The sequence below is a fragment of the Dolichospermum planctonicum genome, assembly GCF_005402965.1.
In the GTDB taxonomy this organism is placed as follows: domain Bacteria; phylum Cyanobacteriota; class Cyanobacteriia; order Cyanobacteriales; family Nostocaceae; genus Dolichospermum; species Dolichospermum planctonicum.
This window is the reverse complement of sequence record NZ_BJCF01000010.1, coordinates 51,944-77,632: the sequence shown is the minus strand read 5'-3', so window position 1 is coordinate 77,632 and position 25,689 is coordinate 51,944. Positions and strand designations below refer to the sequence as shown.

General features: G+C 37.3%; 26 protein-coding genes and 1 pseudogene. 23 read left to right on the top strand and 4 right to left on the bottom strand.

Features of this window, described 5'->3' with window-relative positions:
* Positions 1 to 2: 2 nt before the first annotated feature.
* The gene (locus FFO06_RS06800) at positions 3 to 569 is read right to left on the bottom strand and encodes an SRPBCC family protein (protein ID WP_137907349.1); all 567 of its coding nucleotides are present in this window, start codon (positions 567 to 569) and stop codon (positions 3 to 5) included.
* Between the two features lie 201 nt (positions 570 to 770).
* Here FFO06_RS06800 and FFO06_RS06795 point away from each other — a divergent pair, with 201 nt between their 5' ends.
* The 6 genes from FFO06_RS06795 to dhaL all read left to right on the top strand — a co-directional run bounded on the left by FFO06_RS06795 (position 771) and on the right by dhaL (position 5,345).
* A complete protein-coding gene (locus FFO06_RS06795; RefSeq protein ID WP_137907348.1) occupies positions 771 to 965 on the top strand; it encodes a hypothetical protein in 195 nt (64 codons plus the stop codon).
* 9 nt (positions 966 to 974) lie between these two features.
* Complete coding sequence (rd, locus tag FFO06_RS06790; protein ID WP_137907347.1) at positions 975 to 1,139, top strand: rubredoxin; 165 nt, start codon at positions 975 to 977, stop codon at positions 1,137 to 1,139.
* A 72-nt stretch (positions 1,140 to 1,211) separates the two neighbouring features.
* A complete protein-coding gene (locus FFO06_RS06785) occupies positions 1,212 to 2,453 on the top strand; it encodes a BaiN/RdsA family NAD(P)/FAD-dependent oxidoreductase (RefSeq protein WP_137907370.1) in 1,242 nt (413 codons plus the stop codon).
* Between the two features lie 63 nt (positions 2,454 to 2,516).
* Positions 2,517 to 3,563 carry a UDP-3-O-(3-hydroxymyristoyl)glucosamine N-acyltransferase gene (gene lpxD, locus FFO06_RS06780; RefSeq protein WP_137907346.1) on the top strand — a complete coding sequence of 349 codons (1,047 nt, stop codon included), beginning with the start codon at positions 2,517 to 2,519 and terminating at the stop codon, positions 3,561 to 3,563.
* Positions 3,564 to 3,634: 71 nt separating this feature from the next.
* Positions 3,635 to 4,705 (top strand): dihydroxyacetone kinase subunit DhaK, encoded by a 1,071-nt coding sequence (dhaK, locus tag FFO06_RS06775; RefSeq protein WP_137907345.1) that lies wholly within the window; start codon positions 3,635 to 3,637, stop codon positions 4,703 to 4,705.
* A 1-nt stretch (position 4,706) separates the two neighbouring features.
* Positions 4,707 to 5,345, top strand: coding sequence for a dihydroxyacetone kinase subunit DhaL (gene dhaL / locus FFO06_RS06770; RefSeq protein WP_137907344.1), 639 nt, complete (start codon positions 4,707 to 4,709; stop codon positions 5,343 to 5,345).
* 42 nt (positions 5,346 to 5,387) lie between these two features.
* Here the strand turns inward: dhaL and FFO06_RS06765 are convergent, their stop codons facing one another.
* Positions 5,388 to 5,576 carry a hypothetical protein gene (locus tag FFO06_RS06765; RefSeq protein WP_137907343.1) on the bottom strand — a complete coding sequence of 63 codons (189 nt, stop codon included), beginning with the start codon at positions 5,574 to 5,576 and terminating at the stop codon, positions 5,388 to 5,390.
* 155 nt (positions 5,577 to 5,731) lie between these two features.
* Between FFO06_RS06765 and FFO06_RS06760 the strand changes: the two genes are divergently transcribed.
* The 8 genes from FFO06_RS06760 (at position 5,732) to FFO06_RS06725 (ending at position 13,789) form a co-directional block, all read left to right on the top strand.
* A complete protein-coding gene (locus FFO06_RS06760; protein WP_137907342.1) occupies positions 5,732 to 7,048 on the top strand; it encodes a helix-turn-helix domain-containing protein in 1,317 nt (438 codons plus the stop codon).
* Positions 7,049 to 7,124: 76 nt separating this feature from the next.
* Entirely contained in the window at positions 7,125 to 8,534 is a 1,410-nt protein-coding gene (locus tag FFO06_RS06755) for an ABC transporter substrate-binding protein (protein WP_236097083.1), read from the top strand.
* Between the two features lie 37 nt (positions 8,535 to 8,571).
* Positions 8,572 to 9,591 (top strand): serine/threonine protein kinase, encoded by a 1,020-nt coding sequence (locus tag FFO06_RS06750; RefSeq protein ID WP_162501180.1) that lies wholly within the window; start codon positions 8,572 to 8,574, stop codon positions 9,589 to 9,591.
* A gap of 72 nt (positions 9,592 to 9,663) precedes the next feature.
* Entirely contained in the window at positions 9,664 to 10,644 is a 981-nt protein-coding gene (gene tilS / locus FFO06_RS06745; RefSeq protein ID WP_137907339.1) for a tRNA lysidine(34) synthetase TilS, read from the top strand.
* Between the two features lie 816 nt (positions 10,645 to 11,460).
* Positions 11,461 to 11,670 carry an NAD(P)H-quinone oxidoreductase subunit L gene (gene ndhL / locus FFO06_RS06740; protein WP_137907338.1) on the top strand — a complete coding sequence of 70 codons (210 nt, stop codon included), beginning with the start codon at positions 11,461 to 11,463 and terminating at the stop codon, positions 11,668 to 11,670.
* A gap of 27 nt (positions 11,671 to 11,697) precedes the next feature.
* Positions 11,698 to 12,009, top strand: a complete 312-nt coding sequence (locus FFO06_RS06735) for a DUF3007 family protein (protein ID WP_137907337.1) — start codon at positions 11,698 to 11,700, stop codon at positions 12,007 to 12,009.
* Between the two features lie 95 nt (positions 12,010 to 12,104).
* Positions 12,105 to 12,908, top strand: a complete 804-nt coding sequence (gene trpA, locus FFO06_RS06730; protein ID WP_137907336.1) for a tryptophan synthase subunit alpha — start codon at positions 12,105 to 12,107, stop codon at positions 12,906 to 12,908.
* Between the two features lie 224 nt (positions 12,909 to 13,132).
* Positions 13,133 to 13,789 (top strand): heterocyst differentiation related protein, encoded by a 657-nt coding sequence (locus FFO06_RS06725; protein WP_137907335.1) that lies wholly within the window; start codon positions 13,133 to 13,135, stop codon positions 13,787 to 13,789.
* 224 nt (positions 13,790 to 14,013) lie between these two features.
* Here FFO06_RS06725 and FFO06_RS06720 read toward each other — a convergent pair whose 3' ends face one another.
* Positions 14,014 to 15,441, bottom strand: a complete 1,428-nt coding sequence (locus FFO06_RS06720; RefSeq protein ID WP_137907369.1) for a hypothetical protein — start codon at positions 15,439 to 15,441, stop codon at positions 14,014 to 14,016.
* A 401-nt stretch (positions 15,442 to 15,842) separates the two neighbouring features.
* On the opposite strand from FFO06_RS06720, the gene FFO06_RS06715 reads away from it, so the two are divergent.
* The 3 genes from FFO06_RS06715 to phnE all read left to right on the top strand — a co-directional run bounded on the left by FFO06_RS06715 (position 15,843) and on the right by phnE (position 18,693).
* Entirely contained in the window at positions 15,843 to 16,817 is a 975-nt protein-coding gene (locus FFO06_RS06715) for a phosphate/phosphite/phosphonate ABC transporter substrate-binding protein (protein ID WP_137907334.1), read from the top strand.
* Between the two features lie 127 nt (positions 16,818 to 16,944).
* Complete coding sequence (locus FFO06_RS06710) at positions 16,945 to 17,718, top strand: phosphonate ABC transporter ATP-binding protein (protein ID WP_137907333.1); 774 nt, start codon at positions 16,945 to 16,947, stop codon at positions 17,716 to 17,718.
* A 177-nt stretch (positions 17,719 to 17,895) separates the two neighbouring features.
* Positions 17,896 to 18,693, top strand: a complete 798-nt coding sequence (gene phnE, locus FFO06_RS06705) for a phosphonate ABC transporter, permease protein PhnE (RefSeq protein WP_137907332.1) — start codon at positions 17,896 to 17,898, stop codon at positions 18,691 to 18,693.
* 62 nt (positions 18,694 to 18,755) lie between these two features.
* Here phnE and FFO06_RS06700 read toward each other — a convergent pair whose 3' ends face one another.
* On the bottom strand, positions 18,756 to 20,048 hold the full coding sequence (locus tag FFO06_RS06700; protein WP_137907331.1) for an S-layer homology domain-containing protein: 1,293 nt from the start codon (positions 20,046 to 20,048) through the stop codon (positions 18,756 to 18,758).
* 285 nt (positions 20,049 to 20,333) lie between these two features.
* Here FFO06_RS06700 and FFO06_RS06695 point away from each other — a divergent pair, with 285 nt between their 5' ends.
* The 6 genes and pseudogenes from FFO06_RS06695 (at position 20,334) to FFO06_RS06670 (ending at position 25,333) form a co-directional block, all read left to right on the top strand.
* Positions 20,334 to 21,539: a histidine kinase gene (locus FFO06_RS06695; protein ID WP_190372509.1), complete on the top strand. Its 1,206-nt coding sequence runs from the start codon at positions 20,334 to 20,336 to the stop codon at positions 21,537 to 21,539.
* Between the two features lie 87 nt (positions 21,540 to 21,626).
* The gene (locus FFO06_RS06690) at positions 21,627 to 21,887 is read left to right on the top strand and encodes a CRR7 family NDH-1 assembly protein (protein ID WP_137907367.1); all 261 of its coding nucleotides are present in this window, start codon (positions 21,627 to 21,629) and stop codon (positions 21,885 to 21,887) included.
* A gap of 458 nt (positions 21,888 to 22,345) precedes the next feature.
* Complete coding sequence (locus FFO06_RS06685; protein WP_137907330.1) at positions 22,346 to 23,065, top strand: rubrerythrin family protein; 720 nt, start codon at positions 22,346 to 22,348, stop codon at positions 23,063 to 23,065.
* Between the two features lie 276 nt (positions 23,066 to 23,341).
* On the top strand, positions 23,342 to 23,551 hold the full coding sequence (locus tag FFO06_RS22545; protein ID WP_370743528.1) for a hypothetical protein: 210 nt from the start codon (positions 23,342 to 23,344) through the stop codon (positions 23,549 to 23,551).
* Between the two features lie 83 nt (positions 23,552 to 23,634).
* Positions 23,635 to 23,970 (top strand): annotated as a pseudogene (locus FFO06_RS06675) (RNA-guided endonuclease InsQ/TnpB family protein); the annotation flags it as partial.
* 121 nt (positions 23,971 to 24,091) lie between these two features.
* Positions 24,092 to 25,333, top strand: coding sequence for a glycosyltransferase family 4 protein (locus FFO06_RS06670; RefSeq protein WP_137907329.1), 1,242 nt, complete (start codon positions 24,092 to 24,094; stop codon positions 25,331 to 25,333).
* The last annotated feature ends 356 nt before the right edge of the window (positions 25,334 to 25,689 follow it).

Sequence of the window (25,689 nt, the reverse complement as noted above, 5' to 3'; positions counted from 1 at the left end):
TATTATTTATAATTACAAAGCACTTGTCGCATTTTACAGAGATTTGCTGGCAATTCCAAATTCATGGCTTGTTGAATAAAAATTGAGGGAATGGGAATATTGGGGGTGGCTTGTACAGTATAAGCTAATAGGGTACCATTACCCATGTCTTTAAGTTCTAAATTAGCATGAAAATCTGTAAATGTGCCTCTTTCCATGCGAAACTGAACCTGTTGTCCCACTACTTCCACCACACGCAGATAAATTTCTACTTGAGCCGTGAAAAATAAAAAAGCTTTTTGTGCAGATTGATACAGACGTTTAATATCTCCTTTAGAGATAACTTCGCTTTTAGTAATGTCAGGAAAATATTGTACCCAACGGGGGTAATCTGTAATTTGTTGCCAAACATGAGATCTAGTTAGGGGAATATACATACAAGCGGTAACAGCACCACCCCAGTTAGTATGGGATTTCGTTTGTAGTAATACTTCACCCTGAATCAATAATCTCTGCTGATCTTGATTCCAGAGTATATCTGATAATGGTAAGTTGGCATCAGCTATACTTTTAAGATTGGAGTTTGACATATATGATATTCTCGCAGATATAGTAATTTTGGCGACTTTTTCACCGATTTTTTATTTGGGCTTAATTGAATTTACGTCGCTTGATTTTAATTACAGTCAAATTCATGGATTTTTCGCAGACAATTAGTCTAAAGTTGATTTTAAATGATCAGATCATAATTTCTGCATCAGCGCGTAAATTGGAGTTAAGAGGAAAACACCGTGAGTCAATCTTCCTTAAGTGGCAAATTAATCCAGGGTTTTGGTATTCTCTTGGGTATAAGTGTAGCCCTATTTCTACTCAGAGGTTTTGGTATTATTACTAATTTTCCTGGTGGTTTAATTACTTTACTGTTTTTTGGGGCGATCGCATTGGCAATTTTAAGTTATTCTTCAAAAAGATGGTGGCGTTTATAGGCAAAGAAGATGCAAAAATATATATGCAGCTTATGCGGTTATATCTATGACCCAGAAATAGGTGATGAAGATAGCGGTATAGCACCAGGAACAGCTTTTAAAGATATTCCAGATGATTGGGTTTGTCCGGTTTGTGCCGCCCAAAAAGATGACTTTGAGTTATATGAAGAGTAATATGGAGACAGATCCTCATCCTCTTGCAGAAGTTGGGGATCTGGATATTACGGAAACTTGTGATTTTTGATTTTGTTACCCTTGCAAATTGTCGTTATTGGTGGTGGGGCTGCGGGATTTTTCGGTGCGATCGCTTGTGCTGAAGCTAATCCCCAAGCTCATGTTACTTTAATTGAAGCCAGTCGTCAACCCTTGGCGAAAGTGCTAATTTCCGGTGGAGGTCGTTGTAATGTTACTCATGCTTGTTTTGAACCACAGCGTTTAGTCCAGAATTACCCTAGAGGTGGTAAAGCCTTATTAGGTGCATTTACCCGCTTTCAACCTTTAGATACTATTGCCTGGTTTGCGGCTCATGGGGTAAACTTAAAAACTGAAGCCGATGGCCGAATGTTCCCCATTACAGATCGAGCGGAAACTATTGCGGAATGTTTGATTAAAGCTGCTTTTGCGGCTAAAATAGAAATCTGCATTGGTACACCTGTAACTGTTGTCACTCGCAAAAATGACAGTTTTGAAATTCTCCTCAAATCAGGAGAAAGTAAAAAATGCGATCGCTTACTTTTGGCTACAGGTAGTAGTTTAGCTGGGTATAAAATCGCTAGGGAATTAGGTCATGAAATTGAACCTCCTGTACCCTCTCTTTTTACCCTGAATATTGCAGATAGTCAATTACGGGAATTAGCAGGAATTAGCGTTAATTCTGTAAATTTACGGTTATCCCTTCCAGGTAAAACCCAATTACAACAAACAGGACCCTTATTAATTACCCATTGGGGTGTAAGTGGTCCAGCAGTGTTGAAACTGTCCGCTTGGAGTGCGAGGATTCTCCATGACCACCGCTATCAATGTCAATTATTAATCAATTGGTTGCCGGAATTATCACAGGAGGAAGTGAGAGAAAAACTTTTAAATGTAAAATCGACATGGGGAAAAAAAGCGATCGCCTTACATCGTGGTGTAGAATTACCTCATCGTCTTTGGCAATATCTGATTAACCGTGTCAATATTACCACAGAAGATCGTTGGGCAGCCATATCTAATAAAACTTTAAATCAGCTAGTCCAGGAAATATCTCAGGGAGAATACGCAATTAAAGGTAAAGGTGTATTTAAAGAAGAATTTGTCACTTGTGGAGGTATCAACCTCAAAGAAGTTAACTTTAAAACAATGGAAAGTAAATTAGTACCGGGCTTGCATTTTGCGGGGGAAATATTAGATATTGATGGCATCACTGGTGGCTTTAACTTCCAAAGTGCTTGGACAACCGCATATTTAGCTGGTCAGTCCATGATCAAAACAACACAAGACAATTAACCTATTTCTGGCTTTGGGCTTTTGCGTGAGACAAAAATCTGTAGAAATTTTTAGTAAATAATTATGAAATTAAGTAAAATCATCAGCCAACTTGGCCAAGCTGTTAAAGCCGAAAACCTGACTATACAACCAGATCAGGATTTAGAAATTACTGGAGTTGCTGCCATAGATGAAGCTAAATCTGGTACTTTGAGTTATGTAGAAGGGACAAAATTCGCGTCTTTGATTGATTCTACCGGTGCAAGTGCTTTGATTTTACCAGAAGATGAAAAATTGCAAATCCAAGCAACGGCCAGGGGTATTGCATGGTTAACAACTACAGAACCACGCTTACTATTTGCCAAAGCGATCGCTCTATTCTATCAACCATACCATCCTAGTGCAGAAATTCATCCTACCGCAGTTATTCACCCCACAGCCCACATCGGGAATAATGTTTATATTGGTCCTCATGTCGTCATTTCTCAAGGTGTGGAAATTGGCAATTTGGCCATAATTCACCCCAATGTCGTTATTTATCCAGAAGTGAAAATAGGCAATCATACCATCCTACACGCTAATTGTACCATTCATGAACGAAGTTTAATTGGTGCAGATTGCGTCATTCATAGCGGCGCTGTCATTGGTGCAGAAGGCTTTGGTTTTGTTCCTACCCCCACAGGTTGGTTAAAAATGGAACAATCTGGTTATACTGTTTTAGAGGATGGAGTCGAAGTAGGTTGTAATACAGCCATAGACCGTCCCGCAGTGGGAGAAACGAGAATTGGTAAAAATACCAAAATTGATAATTTAGTCCAGATAGGACATGGTAGTAAAATCGGGGCTGGTTGCGCCATAGCAGGTCAAGCAGGTATGGCTGGAGGTGTAAAAGTTGGAAATGGGGTAATTTTAGCTGGACAAGTGGGAATTGCCAATCAGGTAAAAATTGGAGACAGAGCCATAGCTTCGGCTCAAAGTGGTGTCCACAAAGACGTAGCACCGGGGGAAATTGTTTCTGGTACTCCAGCGGTATCCCACAAAATATACCTGAAAGCATCGGCAATTTATAGCCGATTACCGGAAATATATCAATTTTGTCAACGATTACAACGAAAATTAGGTAATGGGTAAGAATTTTCGAGAATTTTAAATTCCGCCGTGAGGTATAGTTATTTTAAGAATTTTTTCAGTAGACTCAAACTATGAAAAAGCTGATTAATCGGCCAGAAAACTTCGTCCGGGAAAGTCTCCAGGGTATGATGTTAGCACATAGGGATTTAATTAAAATCAACTATGAGCCGACATTTGTTTATAGAGCCGACGCTCCCATACAGGGAAAGGTAGCTATTATCTCTGGTGGTGGTAGTGGTCACGAACCCATGCACAGCGGCTTTGTTGGTCAAGGAATGCTAGATGCTGCTTGTCCTGGAGAGATTTTTACCTCACCCACCCCTGACCAAATGTTAGCAGCCTCAACACAGGTAGATGGTGGCGCTGGTATTCTTTATATTGTTAAAAATTATAGCGGTGATGTGATGAACTTTGAAATGGCTATAGAATTAGCTCATAGTCAAGGTATCCGCACTGCCAATATTTTAATTGATGATGATATAGCTGTTAAAGATAGTCTTTATACTCAAGGCCGACGGGGTGTAGGCACAACAGTATTAGCAGAAAAAATTTGTGGAGCAGCAGCAGCAGAAGGATATAATTTACATCAATTGGCAGATTTGTGTAGAAAAGTGAATGTCAATGGTAGAAGTATGGGTATAGCTTTGAGTTCCTGTACAGTTCCTGAAAGAGGAACACCTACTTTTATTTTAGGTGACGATGAAATAGAATTAGGAATTGGTATTCATGGAGAACCAGGAAGAGAACGAGTTCCCCGGAAATCAGGTGATGAAATTACGGAGATTTTAGTAAATTCTCTTATTAGAGATACAAATTATAGTCGGATAGTCCGGGAGTGGGATGATAAAATTGGCTGGGTAGATTTGGAACTATTAAATAAACCATTGCAAAAAGGCGATCGCCTCTTGGCTTATGTTAATAGTATGGGTGGGACTTCCATTGCGGAACTCTATCTCGTCTATCGTCAACTCGCAGAAATCTGTGAATTGGAAGGACTGCAAATCGTGCGAAATCTAATTGGACCCTACATGACATCATTAGATATGCAAGGTTGCTCCATCACACTGCTAAAATTGGATGATGAGATGATCCGTCTTTGGGATAGACCAGTCAAAACGCCAAGTTTACGCTGGGGGGTTTAAAATGGTTACTCAGGTGCAAATCATCGCCTGGTTACAAGTGTTTGCTCATGTAATTGAGCATCATAAGGAGCAGTTGACAGAATTAGATGCAGCCATAGGTGATGCTGATCACGGTATTAATATGGATCGTGGGTTTAAAAAAATTACCAATATTTTACCCAGTTTTGCCGATCAAGATATTAGCAGTATTTTGAAAACTGTGGGTATGACCTTAATTTCTAGTATTGGTGGTGCCAGTGGTCCATTGTATGGAACTTGGTTTTTAAGAGCCAGTAAAGTCACAAATGGGAAAAAAGAATTAACAGCAGCGGATCTGCTGGAATTACTAAAATCTGGTTTAGATGGTGTAATTGAGCGTGGTAAGGCACAGTTGGGAGATAAAACAATGGTGGATGTATTATCTCCTGCTGTTACAGCTTTTGAACAGGCAATCAGAGATAACTCAAATACTGTTGTCGCTTTAGAGGCATCTGTCACAGCGGCAGAACAGGGATTAAAACAGACTATACCGATGTTAGCAAAAAAGGGTAGAGCGAGTTATTTAGGCGATCGCAGTATCGGACATCAAGATCCCGGTGGTACTTCCGCTTACTGGATGTTGCGGAGTTTATTGGAAGTGGTAGAAGGTTCTGAGGATTAATAGACTGGGAATTAATTCCCAGTCTCATAGCGAAGGTCTAATTTAACTAGGTGGGACAATAGGATCATCATCATCCCCTGCGTAATTAGTAAGGGATGACGAAATTCTGTATAATAATCGTGATTGCACTTGTATAGTTCTGAAGGTATCATCTTCTCTGTTGACTTTCGCAACCTGGGAAGCCAAGATTCCGCGATCATCAAGATTAGTCATTAACTGTTGGCAAACCATAGTAACCTCTTTTTTTGTCCTTACATAAAAAAGTATCTATGACGGCCATTTGATTGTCATCACTAAGTTACTTCAGTGATAAAGTTAATAAAGTTAATAAAGTTAATGCAAATTAAGATACAATCCAGAATATTCTGTGGAGGGAGAACTGGACTATGGATGAACTGGTCATACTATTAAAAGATTGGGTGCAGCGCTTAAAAGGAATAGATCTAAATTTAGATCCTTGTGAAGAAGCAATTTTAAAATATTCTTTGGCAGGAAAATCTTACAGCAAGATGAGTGATGATATTCCGAATTACGAATTAAGCACTATAGCGAATATAAAAGCCCCCAAATTATTCAAACGCTTGCGGGAAGTCACAGACACAGATATTAACAAAAAGAATTGCAAGTTAGTTTTAACACAACTTTTAGAACAAAATAATCAAGAAGTTATAGCAGGAAAAAATAACCATCTTTCAAAGATATTACATAGATCACATCTAAATTTACATGAAGCACCAGATTTCGGTGATTTCTATGGACGTTCTCAAGAACTGAGTGATTTACAAAGATTGATAGTCACAGAAAACAGTCGTGTGGTGGGGGTTTTGGGGATGAGCAAGATTGGTAAAACCGCACTGGTAAGAGAGTTAGTTGAAAATATTTACAGGCATTTTGATTATGTCATTTGGAAGAGTCTTGAGTATTCCCCCGGGTTGGAAGAGATTTTGACTGAGATAGAACGTTATTTCCCAGCCCACAATCCAGAAACAAATATAAATAATAGAATTAGTCATCTAATTAATCACTTAAATCAGCATCGTTGTTTGCTAATTTTTGATAAATGGGAAGCAGTAACAGGAAATGGTGAAGCATCGGCACAACAACAAGAAAATTACTCTAATTATGAAAAATTTTTGTCAAAAGTTGGGGAATCAAAACATAAAAGCTGCTTGATTTTTATGAGTATACACAAACCTAGTATCATGGATTTACTTCTGAACAGAAAAAATATTAATGAGTTGTCATTATCTGGATTAAAAAATCAAGAAGCCAAAGCTCTATTGACAAACTTGGGACTTTTTGAACCCGGAATTCAAGCACTGATTAAATGCTGCCAAGGACATCCGTTAGCTTTGAATTTGGCCGCTGAAATGATTAAAAATATCCATAATGGTCAAATTCCTAAATTCCTAGAAGGAACAATTTTTATGCACGATGTCATGCTTGGTATATTAGATAAACAATTTTCTTATTTGTTAAATTTAGAAAGAAATATTATCAAAAAATTAGCTGCTGAACCAGAACCAAAATTAACGCATCAAATATTTAAATATTTTCCCTCTATCCCTCAAGCAGAAATTACTCAAGCTGTCAATAAGTTATGGCAAATTCGTTTAATCGAAAAGGGAGAAATACAAGAATCTGAAGCCCTTTGGATTCTAAATCCTTTAATTAAAAAATATATAAAAAGACGTTATCACTAAAAGGCTAAGTTCAATGAGAAATTTCCGCATAAAAATTCGTAAAGGCTCAATCTTGATCAGAGGATTATCATTAATTTTGCTGATCGGTTTTGTTGCTTGGGGATATTGGATTATTAACCCAAGATTTATTCAACAGATAGTAGAGATATTAGATATTACTCCCACTTGGTGCAAAAATTTTGAATTAAATGATAATTTCTCCTGTGGAGAAGAAAGTCTTTTCACTCAAGAAAAATTCCCATTTTTTTTAGAAGGTAAATTTCAACAAGCTGTTGATTTTTTTACTAATGAGAGAAAAAAAGATCAAAATAACCCGGAAACTTTGATCTACCTGAATAATGCCAAATTGATGCAGAAAGGCAGAAAAAGTTACACCATTGCTGTCGTTATTCCTATTAATCAGGAGGCTCGAGATTTCGCAGAATCTATTTTAAGAGGTGTTGCACAAGTTCAAGAAGATTTTAACCAAAATACTAATTATCCCGGTCTAAAAATCGTTATTGTTAATGATGCAAATGATCCTAAAACAGTTAATGACTTAGCTCAACGTCTGCTATCTAAAGATGACATAGTGGCAGTTATGGGACATTATACATCCGAACTCACTAAAGAAGCTTTACCTGTTTATCAACACCAGGAAGTTGTTGTTATTTCTGCATCTGCTACAGCTTTACGCGAAACTATTTTAGATGGTAAGAAATATCCCAAAAATTTCTTCTTTCGGACTGTTTCTAGTGTTAAGGTTCAGACTCCCATGTTAATTGAGAAATTGCAATTATCCCAATTAAATACGGGAGAAAAAGTAGCTATTTTTTACACACCAACTAGCACTTATAGTAAATCTGCCTTTGAAGAATTTCGTAATCAATTGGGTGCAAATAAGATCATTGAAAGAGATATATCTATCTCTACTTTTATTGCTAATAATACCTTAAATGACGTTAAGAAACAAGGAGCTAAGGCACTTATTCTCATTCCTGATGGTCGGGTAAATTCTAACAGTATTAAAAACACTTTAAGCTTAATTGATGTTAATCAAGATCAACTACCAATGGCAGGTCAATCGGTTCTCTATGATACTCAAATACTCAATCGAAAAAATATTGTTAAAAAGCTTTTGGTCATCACTCATTGGCATCGTTTAACCAGTCCTAATCAGGAGATGCTTCGCACAGCTAAAGAAGTTTGGGGAACAAGTTCTATAAATGATAAAACCGCAATGTCCTATGATGCTACCTTGGTTTTAACAAAGGCTCTAGAAAAGGTGTCTATAAAAAATTCTTTGCAAAAACAACGATTGGATATACGGGAGCAATTAACCACCTTAAAAGTGACGGGAGGAGCTTCAGGAACTATTTCTTTTGATGACAATGGAGATAGGAAAGAAAACATTTCCCAAATCATCCGTGTTGTCTCTACCGAATGTTCAACCTTTGGGGCTACTTTTGTGCCGATTAACTATAATAAAGCTATAGATTGTCTATAAAATGATAAACTATGAAAATAAACAAGAGAGAAAAACTATGATTGAGCCAGGAGATTTTATCAGCGGTCGTTATTATATTATTCAAGAACTAGGAGACGGAGGTTTTGCTAAGACATTTGAAGCAGATGATTGCGTGAATGGTGATCATAAAGTCATCAAGATTTTAAATTTGGATTACTCCAGTAATCCCAAAATCCTGAAACTATTTGAACAGGAATATAGGGTATTAAGTAATTTAAATCATCCCGGAATACCCAAGGTAGAAATTGATGGATATCTTAAATTTTCATGTCCTCACACTCAAGAAATTTTACATGGTTTAGTCATGGAGAAAATCGAGGGGCAGGATTTGGGCAAATGGCTGAGATTAAATCAAAAAATTGCCAATGAAGCACAAGCTATTGATTGGTTAAAACAATTGACTGATATCTTAGATCATGTTCATAGTCAGAATTATGTGCATCGAGATATTAAACCAGATAACATCATGTTAAAACCTAATGGTCAATTAGTCTTGATTGACTTTGGCATTGTTAAAGAATCTATCCAAAAAACTCAAAGACAAACTATAGCCAATACAATAATTGGAACACTAGGCTATTCTTCACCAGAACAACGACAAGGAACATGGGAATTAAACTATAAATCCGATTTTTTTTCTTTGGGTCGTACTTTTGTTCACTTGCTAACAGCAATTTTTCCCGGCGATCAAAATTTAAAACCAAATTTACTATTTGAGAATGAAGAGTTATTATGGCGAGATCAAGCCATAGGATTTTCCGAACAATTCAAAAATCTCATTGATAATTTAATGGAGTATAACCCCAAAGAAAGACCTAAAAATACCCAAGAAATTTTGTGGTTAATCAAAAAACTTGAAGATAAAAAGCCATTTCCCCCACCAATTGTGTTTTTAAGCTTTACTCTCAATTTCGTTTTTTTGACTTTACTAGCTATGGGAGTTACATTAACTGTAGGGTGGAAAGTTTTATTCCTCGTGATTATCTGTGGGATTGGTGGTTTTTTGGTTACACCTTTGATTAAATATCTTTTTTAAAGATAATTTGCCCAAAATATCTCTCAAAATCCGTAAGTCCGATTAAAGTATGATCAAATATTGAAAACTCTCATGACATGGACTCCCCTTCACGCTAAAATACAGCGTACCATCCACCGCCGTCATCTATTTGAGCGCGACCAACGGCTATTAGTCGCAGTTTCTGGTGGACAAGATTCTTTATGTTTAATTAAATTATTATTAGATATACAACCTAAATGGGCATGGAATTTAGCTATAGCCCATTGTGATCATTGTTGGCGCGAAGATTCCCAGGACAATGCTGATCATGTGGAAAATTTAGCACAAAGTTGGCATATACCCTTTTATCTAGAAACAGCCCATGAACCTGTTAATAGTGAAGCTACAGCCAGAAATTGGCGATATCAAGCTTTAACTAAAATTGCCCAAACTCATCATTATCAATATATAATCACCGGACATACCGCCAGCGATCGCGCAGAAACCCTATTATATAATTTAATTCGTGGTACTGGTGCCGATGGTTTACAAGCTTTAACTTGGCAACGGCCACTAACTGATCATATTATCTTAGTCCGTCCATTGTTAGAAATTACCCGCTCCCAAACCGAGCAGTTTTGTCAAGATTTTAATTTACCCATTTGGGAAGATAGCACCAATCAAAATTTACAATATCCGCGCAACCGCATTCGCCAAGAATTGATACCATACTTAAAGGTAAATTTCCACTCCCAAGTAGAGACAAATTTAGCCCAAACAGCGGAACTGCTTCAAGCTGAGGTAGAATATCTAGAACAAACAGCCGATCATTGGCGGCTAGAAGCCTCAGTAAAGGGTGAGAAACAGGATTTACAGCTAAATCGTCAAATTTTAAAAACATTACCTTTAGCGCTGCAACGTCGGGTAATGCGTCAGGTACTTCAAAAAATATTACCTGAGTCCCCCAACTTTGAACACATTGAGAAGTTGGTAGCTTTAATTACAGCCCCCAATCGTTCTCAAACAGACCCCTTTCCTGGTGGTGTGACAGCCATTGTACAAGGAGACTGGATTTGCATTATTGACAGGTAACAGGTAACAGGTAATAGGAAGACGCAAATAAATAGATTTCTGTACTTCTGTATTATTGTGCCTTTAATTAGTTTTCAGATGGGAGTGGGGGGACTTGAACCCCCACGACCGTTTAAGGTCAACGGATTTTCATTCTCTTGCAGTTTTCACTACTACTCAGTTGCTCAAGCAATTCTAAGTTTTGAGAATTGGACTCTCTCTTTACCCTCGTCTTGACGTTAGGGTAGCTCCCGTCGAGTCTCTGCACCTTCCCATGGTCTTTAACTTGAGAAATTTTCATCTCAAATTTTAGATTTTCCGGGCTTGGCTCAGGATTGCCATATCTATAAACCAAATTTAGGTTATGAGATTTAGGTTTCCCTGAGTTTGAGAGCTTCCACTTGAAAGGTTTCCCTATCAAGGCTCAATTCCTTAAGTCCGTAGCGTCTACCATTCCGCCACACTCCCGAAGGGTTTTTAGTTTTTTGTGCAGTTTTTCGCCTGCTTGTCTGTTATACCACTAATTACTTTTTTTTGGCAAGTAGATTTTGAAAAAAATTTCTAAAAAATTTAGTTTTTATTTTCCTAACTTGAATATTTGGGACTTGGCCCCAAACAAAACAGAAAGTTAGGCTTTTGCTTGCTCAAGTTTCCAGTTTAATGGCTTTAGACGACTATATCATAAATTTGAGATTTTGAGCAAATTAAATTTTTTCCGTGTTGATAAATGGAGATTGATACACTAAATTGCTGATTACTGATTCCCTTAATCCCGGCATTCAGCGTATTATGAAGTGAATACACCAAATATAGTTTTCTCAAATTGCGGTAAGGAATATGGTTGTAGCACTACTGTATCTGAGTTTGGCTGGCGCTTATCTGCTAGTGATACCAATTGCTGTCTTTTTCTACTTGAGTTTAAGATGGTATACGGCTGGTTCTGTGGAACGGGTGTTTATGTACTTTTTGGTGTTTTTCTTCTTTCCGGGTTTACTCGTTCTCTCACCATTTGTAAATTTGAACCCCCGTCCGCGCAAAATTGCTTAAATAAAGATTTGGTAGGTCATAAAACTCATGCGACGTATTGACGCGATTGGTATTGGTTTCGGCGTTTTCGTAGCCGGTGGTTTGGCTTATGTGGGTTTGCAGCTAGTAGGTTTAGATAGTCAAAATGCTGGGATCTGGAGCCAGGTATTCTTGATAGCGGGTCTAATTGGCTGGTTATGCACCTATATTTTCCGAGCGATGGGGAATAAAATGACCTACCATCAACAACGAGAGGCTTATGAAACAGCTTTTTTGCAAAAGCGTCTTGATGAACTTTCTCCTGAAGAATTAGCCAAACTACAGGCGAAAATTGAACAAGAAAAAGAATCTCAGGTTTAAGGTTATCATTGTTCAGTTGTCAGTTGTTTCTTTATGTTTCTTTATAAATAACCACTGACCACTGACCACTGACTACTGACTACTGACTAGGTGAAATGACTGCTATTTCTCGTTGCTTTGAAAGTTTGAGACGGAATCAGGAGTGCGCTTTGATTCCCTTTATTACCGCTGGTGATCCAGATTTAGAAACTACAGCTAAAGCTTTGCAGGTTCTAGATCGTTCTGGTGCTGATATGATTGAGTTAGGTGTACCCTATTCTGATCCTTTGGCCGATGGTCCAGTGATTCAAGCCGCTGCTACTCGTGCCTTGCAACGGGGAACAACCCTAGAGCGGGTATTAGAGATGCTTAAATATATTAGCCCAAGCTTGCGATCGCCGATTATCTTATTTACCTATTACAATCCGATTTTACATCGAGGTATTGATAAATTTCTCCAGCAAGTTCAGGAGGCGGGAGTAGCGGGGTTAGTAGTTCCTGATTTGCCTCTAGAAGAGTCAGCAGGGCTAATAAAACCTGCCGCCCAGAGGGGGATAGATTTAATCCTATTGGTAGCTCCTACCAGTGATCATGAGCGGATAAAAGCGATCGCTCGTGCTTCCGGGGGCTTCATCTATTTGGTAAGTGTTACTGGTGTCACCGGTATGCGAACCCAGATGCAAGGACGGGTTTTTGATTTACTCCAAGAAATTCGTCATGTTACAGATAAACCCATTGGTGTGGGTTTTGGTATTTCCGAACCTGAACAAGCGCGGCAAGTAAAGGAATGGGGCGCAGATGCAGCAATTGTGGGTAGTGCTGTGGTCAAGCGACTAGCAGAAGGAACACCAGAACAGGGACTAGAGGCCATTGGTCAGTTTTGCCAAAGTCTCAAGACAGCCCTCAACAATCCCATTTAAACAAAAATAAAAACAGTGTATTTTTTTGTGATTTTCTACTGGACAATTTGACTGTAATAGCGTTAAATAATAACAGCATATATTAGAATAGACCAAAAACTAACTGATACACTGTTTTAAAACTTGAGTTTTACATATAATACGAAGTAGGTAAAAATTATGGGTGTGAGAGTACATCGGTTACATAAGAGTTACTGTTTAGTAGCATTCGGAGGATAACAGCAATGAGTGAAAGTATGGCATTTATTGGCGGAGTTGCTGTAGCTGGGTTAGCGGCTCTAGTCTTGCTTAAAGGGACAAATACCCCCATATCATCAAATTTTGCTGTCAGTCCACAAATGCCAGGAACGGTAATGGCACCCCAGGTAATGCAGCCTTCTGTGCAGTATCCGCCTAATTACGGACAACCAGTATATCCTAATCAACCGCCAACTGCCCCCACTTCTGATCAGCGTCTAGAAATGGAAAAGCAGAAGATGCAGATTGAGAAGTTTAAAAGTGACTATGAACAACTAAAGTTACAAAACCAACAACTCCAACAACAACTGCAAAGTGCTACTCAACAACAATGGCAAGCCCAATTAGCTAGTCAACAACAAAAAATAGCCGCGCTACCACAACCGGAGCAAAATGATTGGCGAAATTCCCCCATGCTTTGGGCTGTGGGCGGTGCAACATTAACCATTGGTGGGGGTATTGTGGTGGCTGGGGTATTGTCCTTATTTGCGCCAAAACAGCGTCCTGTGCGTACTGTCCAAGTAATTCATCCTTACAATGGATCTACACCGCCTTTAGCACCTGTTCGTCGCGCTGAGTTTTTGCCTTCTTCGCGTATGGAAGCAAGAAGGGTAGAAACCGCAGAATACGACGAAATGCAGTAATAGAGGGCAAACAGCAGAAATTATAAGAATGTAGAGACGTTCCCAGGAAAGTCTCTACAATATCATTAATGTCTGTACCAATATTGGCAACTGCTGTATTCCTAATTTTTTAGTTAAGTAGGTGAACGGAAAAAAACCGACATAAGTAACGAAAAGTAAAGTTGCCCAAAACCTGTACCCTGTACCCTGTACCCTGTCACCTGTCACCTGTCAACTGTCACCTGTCACCTGTCACCTGTACCCTTGTCATAACGACTAGATGATTCTGCTCGCACTTTTCTGGTTTGTTCGAGTATTTTGTCTATATCTTCTTGGGATAAACGTTGAATGTAGTTAATTTTAACTTCTTCTAAAAAGTCATTTAGCAAACTTTGAATTTCTACTAAAACTTGCTTTTGCTGAATTTCTGAAGTGAATGAAGTTGTAAATTTTTCTATTAGCTGAGTAGAAAGTTGTGCCGCCATAGGATCTTTAATAGTATTAGATAAAGCACCATAGATATTATTAGTAATTTGGGTAGCTATTTGTTCACTAATTTGTGTTTGAGCTTTACCTAATCCTGGTAACATGAGAATGTTATTATAGCCAGGTAATTGCTGACAAGCAATTTGAATACTATAGACTAAAATAGCATTTACTTCCGGTTGGATTTTTGGTAATACTTGATTAACCAGTGTTTTAATTAATAATCCTGTCATTGCTTCTACTTCATTGATATTATTGATATCTATGTAAGAACGCACATTTTCTGATTCTAATATCCAGCGTGTAATCTCACCTCGTTGAATTGAACCTTGAACTTGATTAATTACTTGAACTACGACAATTTCTGTAATTTCTTCCGCAAAATTAGCCAGAATACCTTGATGAATTTGTCTTCTGACTAAGTGAAAATCAACCAGCTTTGTTTGATCAAGTCGCACTGTCACTGGAATAACTCGTAACCAGCGCCAAATTGGTATTATTAATAATAAATCATACCAACGCCAGAGAATTGCTTCTAACCAACTTAAATGACTATATCTACGTTTTATAAAAAAAGTCCGTCCGCATAATTCTATAGTAAATAGAACCACAAAAGGTAAATCAATTTTCCAAAAATTATTCAGAAATTCCCCATTTTCATCAATTTTACGATAATAGTTGATCGCAATTCCCGGGCTAATTCTCTCGCGGAAAAAATCTATTTCTTGATTCCAATCATGTTTAGATAAATATTCCTGACTCCAAAAAGTATTAAATGCAGCTTTTGCAGATTTTTCTCCGATATGTTCCCGCATTCGGTTTTTAATTTTTTCCAGAGTTCCACTTTTTCCTGCTCCAGCAAAAGGATTAGTTTCAATCATCTCTTGACTAAGAAAACGGAGGTTTTCTAACTTAGTTTTGACTGGCAATGAGTTTAACCCTGTTTGAGTTATCTGTGCTTCTAATTCCTCTACTGCTTGTAAATATTGTTTGGTATCACGATGAGATTCAATACCTTTAATGGGGTCATAAAATCGAGTAATTCCAGGAAGTCTGCGGAAGTAAAAATCTCGCCAGGGTACGTAACTTAAATCCAATAAAACTAATATTAAGTTCAAACTGGCGGTAATGGCCATTAATCTTTCAAACCAGAGGTTTCTTGGCTGGTAAATTCTTAATTTGTTCATCATTTTTTATATATAGTTTTTATATATAGTAAATTCTGAGTTTATGGCATACAATAACATCAGTTTGAAAACTAATTTTCTAGCTGTTGTCTATTTATAATAATACCATAATTCTTCCTCAATGCAGATAATTTTGACTATCCTCACTGGTAATTTACCTAACTTTTAATATATATACTTCACGCTTAAATTTTTATGAGTTTTAGATCATCTTGATTAAGATATATTTAATTAAATATAATCTATCTACAATAGATATTAATTATTGACAAAGCATCCTAAATGTGAAAAAAATCTTCACCTTATTGACTTTTATTTCTAAAAAAGATAAAGTCTCTTTAGGAAATTAGTTGCAATAAATTTGCAAAAATATTGAAAATAATTCTTAATGGAGTAGAAAGATGAAAGTGTGTAAAAAAAGTCTGTATAGCCTTTCTGGAGGGTTATTAGCGTTAATGGGAATGGCTTGGACTAGTTCAGGGTTTTTGCCAATTGCGATCGCTCAATATCCCACAAAACAAGCAAAAACAGGCTTAATTGCTCAAAAAATGCAAGATATAACTATAATTTTTCCTAGCCGTTCTGATTCTACTGACTTGCAAAATAAAGCTAATAGTGTGGCCAAATTTTTATCAAAAGAATTAGGAATATCTGTCAAAGCGCAAGTAGGTGATGAAACAGCCGCAGTAGAGGCTTTAAGAGCAAATAGGGCTGATGTAGCATTTTTAAGCAGTCGTTCCGCGTTAAAAGCAGAACAATTAGCAAATTCTCGGTTATATTTGGCTGAAGTTCGCAAAAATTACTCTGGAAGATACACTTATAATTCTATTTTTGTTGTTCCTAAAAATAGTGAATTAAAAAGTAAAAATTCCGGGAAAGCAACCCTAGAACAACTAAGAGGAAAAACCATGGCTTTCACTTCTCCTACCTCTGGTTCTGGATTTATTTTTCCAGTTAGTGAACTAGTAAAACAGGGTTTTGTTCCTAATCGTGACCGTTTAGATAGTTTTTTTGGTAAAGTTAGTTATGGTGGGAATTATAGTAAAGCTTTAGATGCTGTAGTTAGAGGTCAAGCTGATGTGGCTGTAGTATCAGAATATGCTCTTTTTCCTCCTTATTTAGCAGCGGAAAATAGAGATAAAATTAGAGTATTACACAAAATATCTGGTGTTCCTGCTCATGGAATTGCGATTGATGATGATGTACCAGTTGTAGTCAGAGAAAATTTGATTAATGCTTTTGTAAAGTTAAATAAATCAGAAAATAATCAATTATTAACTGGTTTATATAATTCCACAGAATTGGTAAGAATTGATCATAATCGTCATCTGCTACCAGTGCGAGAAGCATTAAAAAATACAGGAATAGAACCATAAATAGGAGAGAATAAATACACAAGCGATTAGAAAACGCCGTTACACAGACAAAACCTGCTTACGCAGGTTAAAAATCTTTGGTTTTCCATTAGTCCTTTGATTACGAAATTTTGTAATTAGGTTATTTATGACTATTTATCAAGTAAAAAAGACCAATTCCCACTCATTAAATTTATCCAGAAGTAACGTGAATTGCATTGAATGTTCCAATTTAGAGACAGATTATATTTCATCTCTAAAACGTCCAATTTTAAATAAAATTAACTGCAAAATTAATCAAGGTGAATTTGTGGCTTTATTAGGATTGAATGGTGCGGGTAAATCAACATTGTTAAAATCTTTCGTGGGTTTAGTACCTTTAATCAAAGGAGAAATTAAAATCAATGGTGTTTCTTGCTCTCAACAAAAATTACCACAAATTCGTCGAGATGTGGGAATGTTATTTCAAGGAGGGGGATTAATTCGACAATTACCAGCTATTGATAATGTCTTATGTGGAAGATTAGGAGTTAGAAAAAACCGACAAACTTTATTGGGATTTCCTCAAAGCGATCGTAAATTAGCCTTAGAATTATTAACACAATTAGGCTTAAAAGAACACATATATCAAAAAACCAGTAAATTGAGTGGTGGACAACAACAAAAAGTAGCAATTGCTCGCGCATTAATGCAGTCTCCCCAAATACTTTTAGCTGATGAACCTACTACAGGTTTAGATATAATAGCTTCACAACAAGTAATGACAACTTTATCCGAATTACATCAACAAGGTTTAACTATTATTACTGTTTTACATGATTTAACTTTAGCTACAGAATACGCTCAAAGAGCTATTATTTTAGATAAAGGTGAAGTAGTTTATGATGGTAAATGTGAAAATTTACAAGCTCAATTTTCTTGAAAAAAGTATAACCTGATCTCACGCTAAGACGCAAATATCCAAAGAGAAAGAGTTTGATAAATTGTCAGCAGTAGGGTGTGTTAGCACCAGCGTAACGCACCTTATGTATCTACTTAATATTTGCGGCTGAATGCTTACGAAAAATTCAAAATAGAAAATTTTACTTTGTTTAAAAAAATGAAACCCTTTGCTAAGTTACAAATTCTTCATCGTTATCCTTGGTTTGTTCCTTTAGTTATTTTCTTGTTGATGATTGAAGTTTATATCTGGTCTTTACAAGGATTAAAGGTTGATTTTCACTTATTAAAAGATAGTTGGCCTTTTATTACGGATTTTATTTCTCGGCTATTTCCTCCAAATTGGCAAGTTTTAGATATCGCTGTTCAAGGATTAATTGAAACTGTACAAATGTCTGTATGGGGAACAACTATAGGCGCAATTTTATCATTACCAATTGCTATGGCTAGTGCTAATAATATCGCTCCTTTATGGTTAAGATGGATAGCAAATTTACTCCAAAATGCTGTTCGTTCTGTACCCTCAATTATCTTAGGTTTAATCTTTGTCGCTGCTACTGGTTTAGGCGCACCTGCGGGAACATTAGCATTATCAATATATACTATTGGATATCTGGCCAAATTTTATCAACAAGCTATAGAATCAGTAGATCATCGTTCTTTAGAGTCTTTACAAGTTATTGGTGCATCAAGAATGCAAATTGCTCAATATGGTATATTACCGCAAATATTACCGCTAGGACTAGGTTATACTTTATGGATGTTTGAATATAATATCCGTGCGGCTTCGGTTTTAGGAGTGGTTGGCGCTGGGGGGATAGGCTTTCAATTGAAAAGCTATATAGATGGATTTGAATATACTAAAGCGACAACTATGATGTTAGTGCTATTGCTAGTAGTGACAGTTATTGATTGGTTTAGTAGTAAATTAAGGCGTTATTTAGAATCAATGCAGTAACGAGAATTGTCAAACCCAGGAAAAAACACACAAAATCTGATTTCTGGAAAGTCCTGACTGGTTTAGTTTTTCAACTTCAAGGCCTCTGTCGCTGAAATTCCCTCACCTTGAGTACCGAAATACCATAAAGCTGCACCTGCTTCTGCACGAGTTACGGGTTTTTTCGGTTGAAATAAAGTTGTATAGCCAAAAACGCGGCGAATATTTGATTGTTCAGCATTTTGGAAATCAGCTAAAATGGCTTTCAATGCTTTTGGTTCTATATTACCTGCATCTTGAAATCCCCAAGTTTGTTTAACAGCTTCTAAATTAGCACCAGGTAAGGCTTGACGGGTATCTAAAGGAACTTTCCATAATAGTAATTGTTCTCGCGTTAAAGGCGCGTCAGGGCGAAATAAAACCGCTGTTGCATCTCCTGATAAAGTGCTATTAATTAAACCCGTTTCTGCTAATCCCTGAATCAAGGGAAAATCAGCATCTTGAGGCAGTATATCCCTAAAAGCTGGTTGAGTGCTAGGGGATGCTAACCGAATTTGTTTGGCTGGATTATTAGAATACATGGTATTATTGGCATTAACCAACCAGCGAGCATATTCTCGACGGGTGATAATTTTATTAGGTAGAAATTCTTGAGTGGTTTTGGGTTCGATAGAAAATACGCCTAATAATGCTAAATCTTGTATATGCGATCGCCATTCCGGGGGTGCTTTCTGTAGATCAATAAATTCTGGGGTGGCTAAAGTTTCCGATTTGTTAGTTGGTTGGGTGACTATTTTGGTATTATTGGTTTTAGGCAATAGCGGACCAATAAATTGGGGATGATCTGGGGAGGTGACTGGATTAGTAGCTGTAGTTTGGGAATGAGACGAATATTCAATTAATAATTTCGTCGCTGTTTGGGTTTGTGGCTGAATTGTCACAGTAATGAGTAAATCATTACGTCGGGCTGTAAAAGTACCCTGCACATCGTCTTCCGGCTGTTGGACAAGCCAATTTTGAGCCTGAAATTGTTGACGATAAAAACTGGTAATTAAATTACTAGGATCAGCACTTTGCCAACGAATTGAGATTTTATTTTCAGAATTAGCTGGTGTAACTTCTTTTAATTCAGCATTGGGATAAATCGGAAGATCTGGGGGAAAATCAGCCGGTAACTTAATTGTTGATGTGTTTGGGTCTGGTGTTACTTGCTGACTAGTCGGTTTAGCAAAGGGAACAGGAGTATTTTGCAGCCGAGGATCAGCAGCCAATGATTGTTCCAGGTTTTTGGCAGATGGACTGTTGGTACAAGCTGTTAAGGAAGATAGTAAAACAGCTAAACTCAAGAAAGCAGCAGGGTAGTTACGGAAAAACACAAAGAAATCACAAATTGATTTTCACCTTCTACCCTAGCATTTTTAACAACAGGTAAAAGACAAATTCGATTTGATGGGCATCTAGTGGCAAATTCGGGCTAATAGGTGTAAAAATCCAGGTAAAAGTCGGCAAAATTCCGCAAAAATTCGTCTGATGTCAAAAACCTAAATCGGACTACAGTAGGAAAAATCTAAAATAGATATTAAATTGGAAAAAACAACGGCCATCGACCAACGTTAGTTAGTCCATTTTATTTTCTGTAAAGCGTCGCCAGGTTGTTACCAGTGCTGAAACAAGATGTCATGCAAGTTTCCCAGGATCAGCCTAACTATTCTGAGGCTCCACTCCAATTGTTGCTGTTTGTTGATGGACGACCTAAGTCTCGACAACAAGTACAGCGAATTCGCGCTTACTTAAAAGAATTAGAGGCTGTGTATAGTTTTGAACTACAACTTATTGATGTTGAACAACAGCCTTATTTAGCGGAACACTTTAAGTTAATAGCAACTCCTGCTTTGGTGAAAATTCATCCAGAACCACAACAGACTATCGCTGGTACTAATATCATCCCGCAGTTAAAAACTTGGTGGCCGCGTTGGCAAACCACAGTAGATACGTTTTTGAAATTACAGGAGGATTTACAAGAACGTCTGGATGAAAAGAATCAAGTAATATCACCTAAGTATACTATTCATTCTGTTGCTACTTCATCTGCATTGATTCAACTCTCAGATGAAATTTTTCGGCTAAAGCAGGAAAAGGAAAAACTACAAGAACAGCTACAGTTTAAAGACCGCGTCATTGCCATTTTAGCCCATGACCTCCGCAATCCCCTCACGGCTGCGGCGATCGCTATTGAAACTCTTCAATCTCATTACAATCCAGAAACAGGGGAATTTCCCCGCTTAAAACCAGCCATGGCACTGCATTTATTAAAACAAGCCCGCGCACAAACACGGATTATTGATCGGATGATTGCTGAACTTTTACAAGTAGGGTTTGGTCAAGACACAGAACTACCAATTACACCCCAAAAACTACAATTAGGGGAACTGTGTTTAGAGGTGTTAGAGGAATTGAGCGATCGCTATATTAGCAAATCCCAAACTATAGAAACAGATATTCCTCAAGATTTACCATTAGTGTATGCAGATCCAGCCCGAATTAGGCAAGCATTAATTAATCTTTTAGATAATGCCATCAAATATACACCTGTTGGTGGTATTATCAGTTTGTCGGGACTACATCGCACTACGCAAAAGGTGGAATTTAGTATTGGTGATAGCGGTCCTGGTATTCCTGAAGAAAACCGCGATCGCATTTTTGAGCATCTTTTCCGTCTCCAACGTGATCAAAACGTAGATGGATATGGAATTGGTCTTTGTTTATGTCAACGCATTATCCGCGCTCACTACGGTCAAATTTGGGTGGATTCATCTCCCCACGGTGGTGCATGGTTTCATTTTACTTTGCCAGTATATCCATCGTAGTTATTAGTTATTAGTTAGTTATCAGTGGTAAAACTATTACCCATTACCCATTACCAATTACCAATTACCAATTACCCATTACCAAAAATGCCAAATTCATTAATGTATCAAGAGGACGATTTCGTGGTTTTGGAAACAAATCAACCAGAACAATTTCTCACAGCGGCTGAGTTATTAACAAAACTAGAGGAAATTGTATCACAACTTCCTGATCATGATTTACCGCCAGATGTACAAAAATTCCAGTCTGTCACCGAAAAAGCACGATATTTACTAAATACAAGTTGTAATTTGGATGTTGGACCAGGAAAATATTTACAGTGGTATGCGGTGCGCTTAGAAAAATAAAATCTCTTGAAAATCTCTTGAAAATCTCTTGGTGACTAGAAATCAAAGGGGCAAAAAACGCCTTGGCATCTGGTTTTAATGGGTTTTAATTCATACAATTATAAACAGTAATCATACCAATTTAGTATCTTTTGGTCTGCTATTTATAGCCAATCCAGATTTACCAAAAGACTTAGAAATTAACCCACATTTGCATACACTAAATCCTGAAAAGATTTATGGTTCAGAAGCCAGAGAATATATTGATTATCCCAGTTTATAATTCCCTCAACCGTCTCAACCAATTACACCACTATCAAAGATTTTGAGTTGGATAATTATCCTGAAATAGCTCAAAAAACTGGATTATTAAAAATGGGCTGATCACTATTCTATGAATACTTGAGAAATTGGTTAAAAGAGCCAATTTTCAAATCCTGTACCACGACATAAAAAATACTTCACAGACATTCAAAATTATGGATTTATCAAATTTTACCACACTACAAAATTTAGAATCTGCCTTTGCTGGTGAATCAATGGCAAATCGCAAATACTTATTTTTTGCAGCGGTAGCGCGTCAACTGGGTTTTTCCGATTTAGCGAAACTTTTTAAAGAAACAGCAGATCAAGAAACTGAACACGCTTTCGCACATTTTGAATTATTACATCCTGAACTTGTAGTTAAAAATGCTGCTGCTTTAAATGATGAACAAAAACGGGAAATAATTTCTCGTTGTTTATCTTTAGCCATTGAAGGTGAAACCTATGAATACACTACAATGTATCCCCAATTCGCGGCGGCTGCCCAAAAAGATCGAGATGATTTAGCAGCGGCAGAATTTCTCAACCAATCTCAAGAATCTAGTGATCATGCTAACACATTTCGCACCGCAGCCCACCGTTTTGGGTTGCTCAAATTCATTGAAAATTATCATGCAGATCGCTATATTGAGGCTTTAGAAGTATTAAATGGTGGAGAAACTATCACCAGAGTAATAAGCGAAGACCCTCACACTCAAAAATGGATTTGTAGACAATGCAGCATGATTTATGATCCTGTTATCGGTGATCCTGATTCGGGAATTGCAGCGGGTACAGCTTTTACTGATATTCCCGATGATTGGAGTTGTCCTATTTGTGGCGCTACTAAAAAGACTTTTAAACCTCTTGAGGAAAAAATGGCGACTAGAAAATAAGTAATAAAGAATATAGGGATGTTCCATAGTTAACTTTCAGCAAATGTACATTAGTCCATGCAGATGATAACAGAGTTTATCAAAGTGTGGACTTTATTTGTCTAGTAGTGAATTATATTTGCAATAATGTATTTTGTTCTATAAATTTATTAATAACTCAAGTTGCTAATTATCTAGTTGAGACTAGTAATGGGTAATGGGTAATGGGTAATAGGTAATGGGTGATAAAATCCCTGAAAACATTTGCAAGTATCACGTCAGCGTCAAGACTTGGCTGTGACAACAGCATTGTGCGTGGTCAAATCTAACGATTTGGTGGTCTTTGAAAAACTGCAAGTGAAAAATATGGTTAAGAATAGCAAATTAGCCAAGTCAATTAGTGATGCGGGGTGGTCAGTGGATTTTGGATTTACGATTTTGGATTTTGGATTGACTCCACCCTCAAGTGTGGATCTTGGGGATTTTAGATTAGCAATTTTGGATTAGTTCCGCCCTGAAATTGTAGGGGTCAACGGCCGTTGCCCCCTACTTATACCGAAAATTCCCAATCTAAAATCTAAAATCTAAAATCTAAAATTTCTTGGTCATTGTTTACTCAATGGTTAGAATATTTTGGTAAAGTCTATGGTCGTGTGGTTGTACCTGTTGCACCACAATATACTTCTCAAAATTGTTCTAATTGTGGAGAAATCGTCAAGAAGTCACTTTCAGTTAGAACTCATGTTTGTAAATGTGGGTGCATACTTGACCGTGACCACAATGCTGCAATTAACATTCTAGCAAAAGCACTAAAACAAACTGGCTATGATCTAAGTACGGTGGGGCGCACCGGAACTTCTAACCCTTGTGGAGAGATGACCCTCTGCTCAGACTTGGTAACAAGTTTGAGTAAGGTTGCTCATTGAAACAAGAATCCCCGTCCCTCTATAGGGCGGGGAGCGTCAATAATATCACCCTCAAAATAAAATGGCTGTAATGTATTATAAAATAAGTATCACATTGACTCAAAGATAAGTATTTACATATATGAAAAATGCTGCGACAATTCCCAAACGGATTTTATTCTTACATCCCAACTTTCCCGCTCAATTTCGCCATTTAGCCGCAGCTTTAGCCCAAGATAGCAATTACCAAATTGTATTTGGCACTAATCGTCAGGAAGGAACTATACCTGGTGTATTTAAAGCTATTTATCAACCTTCCCGTCAAGCAGCACCCCAAACCCATCATTATGTCCGCAATTTAGAAAATGCAGTTATTACTGGACAAGCTGTATATCGAATGGCAGAAAATCTGAAAACACAGGGTTTTATCCCAGATATAATTTACGGTCATTCGGGTTGGGGTCCGACATTATTTATGAAAGAAATTTTCCCCGAAGCAGAATTATTGTGTTTCTTTGAATGGTTTTATCATGGTCGCGGTTCTGATGCTGATTTTGATCCCAGTGAACCACTAAATGCAGATGATTTATGTCGTATTCGTGTGAAAAATGCCCCGATTTTAATTGATTTATATAATTGTCATCGTGGTCTTTCTCCTACTAATTGGCAACGGCAGCAATTTCCCCCAGAATATCATAGTAAAATCAGTGTTTGTCACGATGGAATTGATACTAATTTTTTTCAACCCCAGCCAGATGCTAAATTAGTTTTACCTCGCATTAATCTTGACCTTTCCCAGGTTACAGAATTAGTAACCTATGTAGGCAGGGGAATGGAACCTTATCGCGGTTTTCCTCAGTTCATGGAAGCAGTAGCATTAATTCAACAACAACGGCCAAATTGTCATGTTGTAGTTGTGGGGGAAGATAGGGTAGCTTATGGAAAAACTCTACCAGATGGTAAAACCTATAAACAGTTAATGTTAGAAAAGTTAGATTTGGATTTATCCAGATTACACTTTACCGGTAGACTACCTTATAGTGAATATCTCCAAGTTTTACAAGCTTCCTCAGCCCATATTTATTTAACCCGTCCTTTTGTCTTATCCTGGTCAATGTTAGAAGCCATGTCTACAGGATGTTTATTAATAGCTTCTGATACTCCACCAGTTTTAGAAGTAATTGAAGATGGTAAAAATGGACTGTTGGTAGATTTCTTTTCTCCCCAACAAATTGCTAACAAAGTCAACGCGGCTTTGGATAATTCCCCAGATATGATTCCTATTCGTGCCGCTGCCAGAAAGACTATAATCAATAACTATGATTTAGCAACATTATTACCACAGCATTTAAATTGGTTGTTGGGTCATACCAATTCTATGTGAGGAAAAACTCCCCAGAAAAAGAGAGTGGGAGGAGGCATTACCAAGCGCCTTTCTCTCCCACTCTACCATTTGCTGCTGAAGCGTTTAGGAATTTATTCATATAGACGAAACCCGTTAATTAGGGGGGTAATTTGCAGGTTAACGATCACGTCTATATTTAGCAGGTATTCCTGTGCAGCAAATACTAATTCTATTGATTTTTTAGACAATCTCCACAAGAGCTTTATGTTAGTTGATTTAACCTCTTAACAATCCCTTGTTTTTGCTTGTCTCATATAATTTAGCCTGGTTTATTTAACCATGGTTGCCAATTTGGCATTTTTCTGAAATTTTTTCATTCTTGATTATTAATCTTT

Coding starts and splice junctions, on each gene's coding strand:
- FFO06_RS06800 (WP_137907349.1), bottom strand. CDS start 569: ATGTCAAACTCCAATCTTAAAAGTATAGCTGATGCCAACTTACCATTA.
- rd (WP_137907347.1), top strand. CDS start 975: ATGCAAAAATATATATGCAGCTTATGCGGTTATATCTATGACCCAGAA.
- lpxD (WP_137907346.1), top strand. CDS start 2,517: ATGAAATTAAGTAAAATCATCAGCCAACTTGGCCAAGCTGTTAAAGCC.
- dhaK (WP_137907345.1), top strand. CDS start 3,635: ATGAAAAAGCTGATTAATCGGCCAGAAAACTTCGTCCGGGAAAGTCTC.
- dhaL (WP_137907344.1), top strand. CDS start 4,707: ATGGTTACTCAGGTGCAAATCATCGCCTGGTTACAAGTGTTTGCTCAT.
- FFO06_RS06765 (WP_137907343.1), bottom strand. CDS start 5,576: ATGGTTTGCCAACAGTTAATGACTAATCTTGATGATCGCGGAATCTTG.
- FFO06_RS06760 (WP_137907342.1), top strand. CDS start 5,732: ATGGATGAACTGGTCATACTATTAAAAGATTGGGTGCAGCGCTTAAAA.
- FFO06_RS06750 (WP_162501180.1), top strand. CDS start 8,572: ATGATTGAGCCAGGAGATTTTATCAGCGGTCGTTATTATATTATTCAA.
- tilS (WP_137907339.1), top strand. CDS start 9,664: ATGACATGGACTCCCCTTCACGCTAAAATACAGCGTACCATCCACCGC.
- ndhL (WP_137907338.1), top strand. CDS start 11,461: ATGGTTGTAGCACTACTGTATCTGAGTTTGGCTGGCGCTTATCTGCTA.
- FFO06_RS06735 (WP_137907337.1), top strand. CDS start 11,698: ATGCGACGTATTGACGCGATTGGTATTGGTTTCGGCGTTTTCGTAGCC.
- trpA (WP_137907336.1), top strand. CDS start 12,105: ATGACTGCTATTTCTCGTTGCTTTGAAAGTTTGAGACGGAATCAGGAG.
- FFO06_RS06725 (WP_137907335.1), top strand. CDS start 13,133: ATGAGTGAAAGTATGGCATTTATTGGCGGAGTTGCTGTAGCTGGGTTA.
- FFO06_RS06720 (WP_137907369.1), bottom strand. CDS start 15,441: ATGAACAAATTAAGAATTTACCAGCCAAGAAACCTCTGGTTTGAAAGA.
- FFO06_RS06715 (WP_137907334.1), top strand. CDS start 15,843: ATGAAAGTGTGTAAAAAAAGTCTGTATAGCCTTTCTGGAGGGTTATTA.
- FFO06_RS06710 (WP_137907333.1), top strand. CDS start 16,945: ATGACTATTTATCAAGTAAAAAAGACCAATTCCCACTCATTAAATTTA.
- phnE (WP_137907332.1), top strand. CDS start 17,896: ATGAAACCCTTTGCTAAGTTACAAATTCTTCATCGTTATCCTTGGTTT.
- FFO06_RS06690 (WP_137907367.1), top strand. CDS start 21,627: ATGCCAAATTCATTAATGTATCAAGAGGACGATTTCGTGGTTTTGGAA.
- FFO06_RS06685 (WP_137907330.1), top strand. CDS start 22,346: ATGGATTTATCAAATTTTACCACACTACAAAATTTAGAATCTGCCTTT.
- FFO06_RS06670 (WP_137907329.1), top strand. CDS start 24,092: ATGAAAAATGCTGCGACAATTCCCAAACGGATTTTATTCTTACATCCC.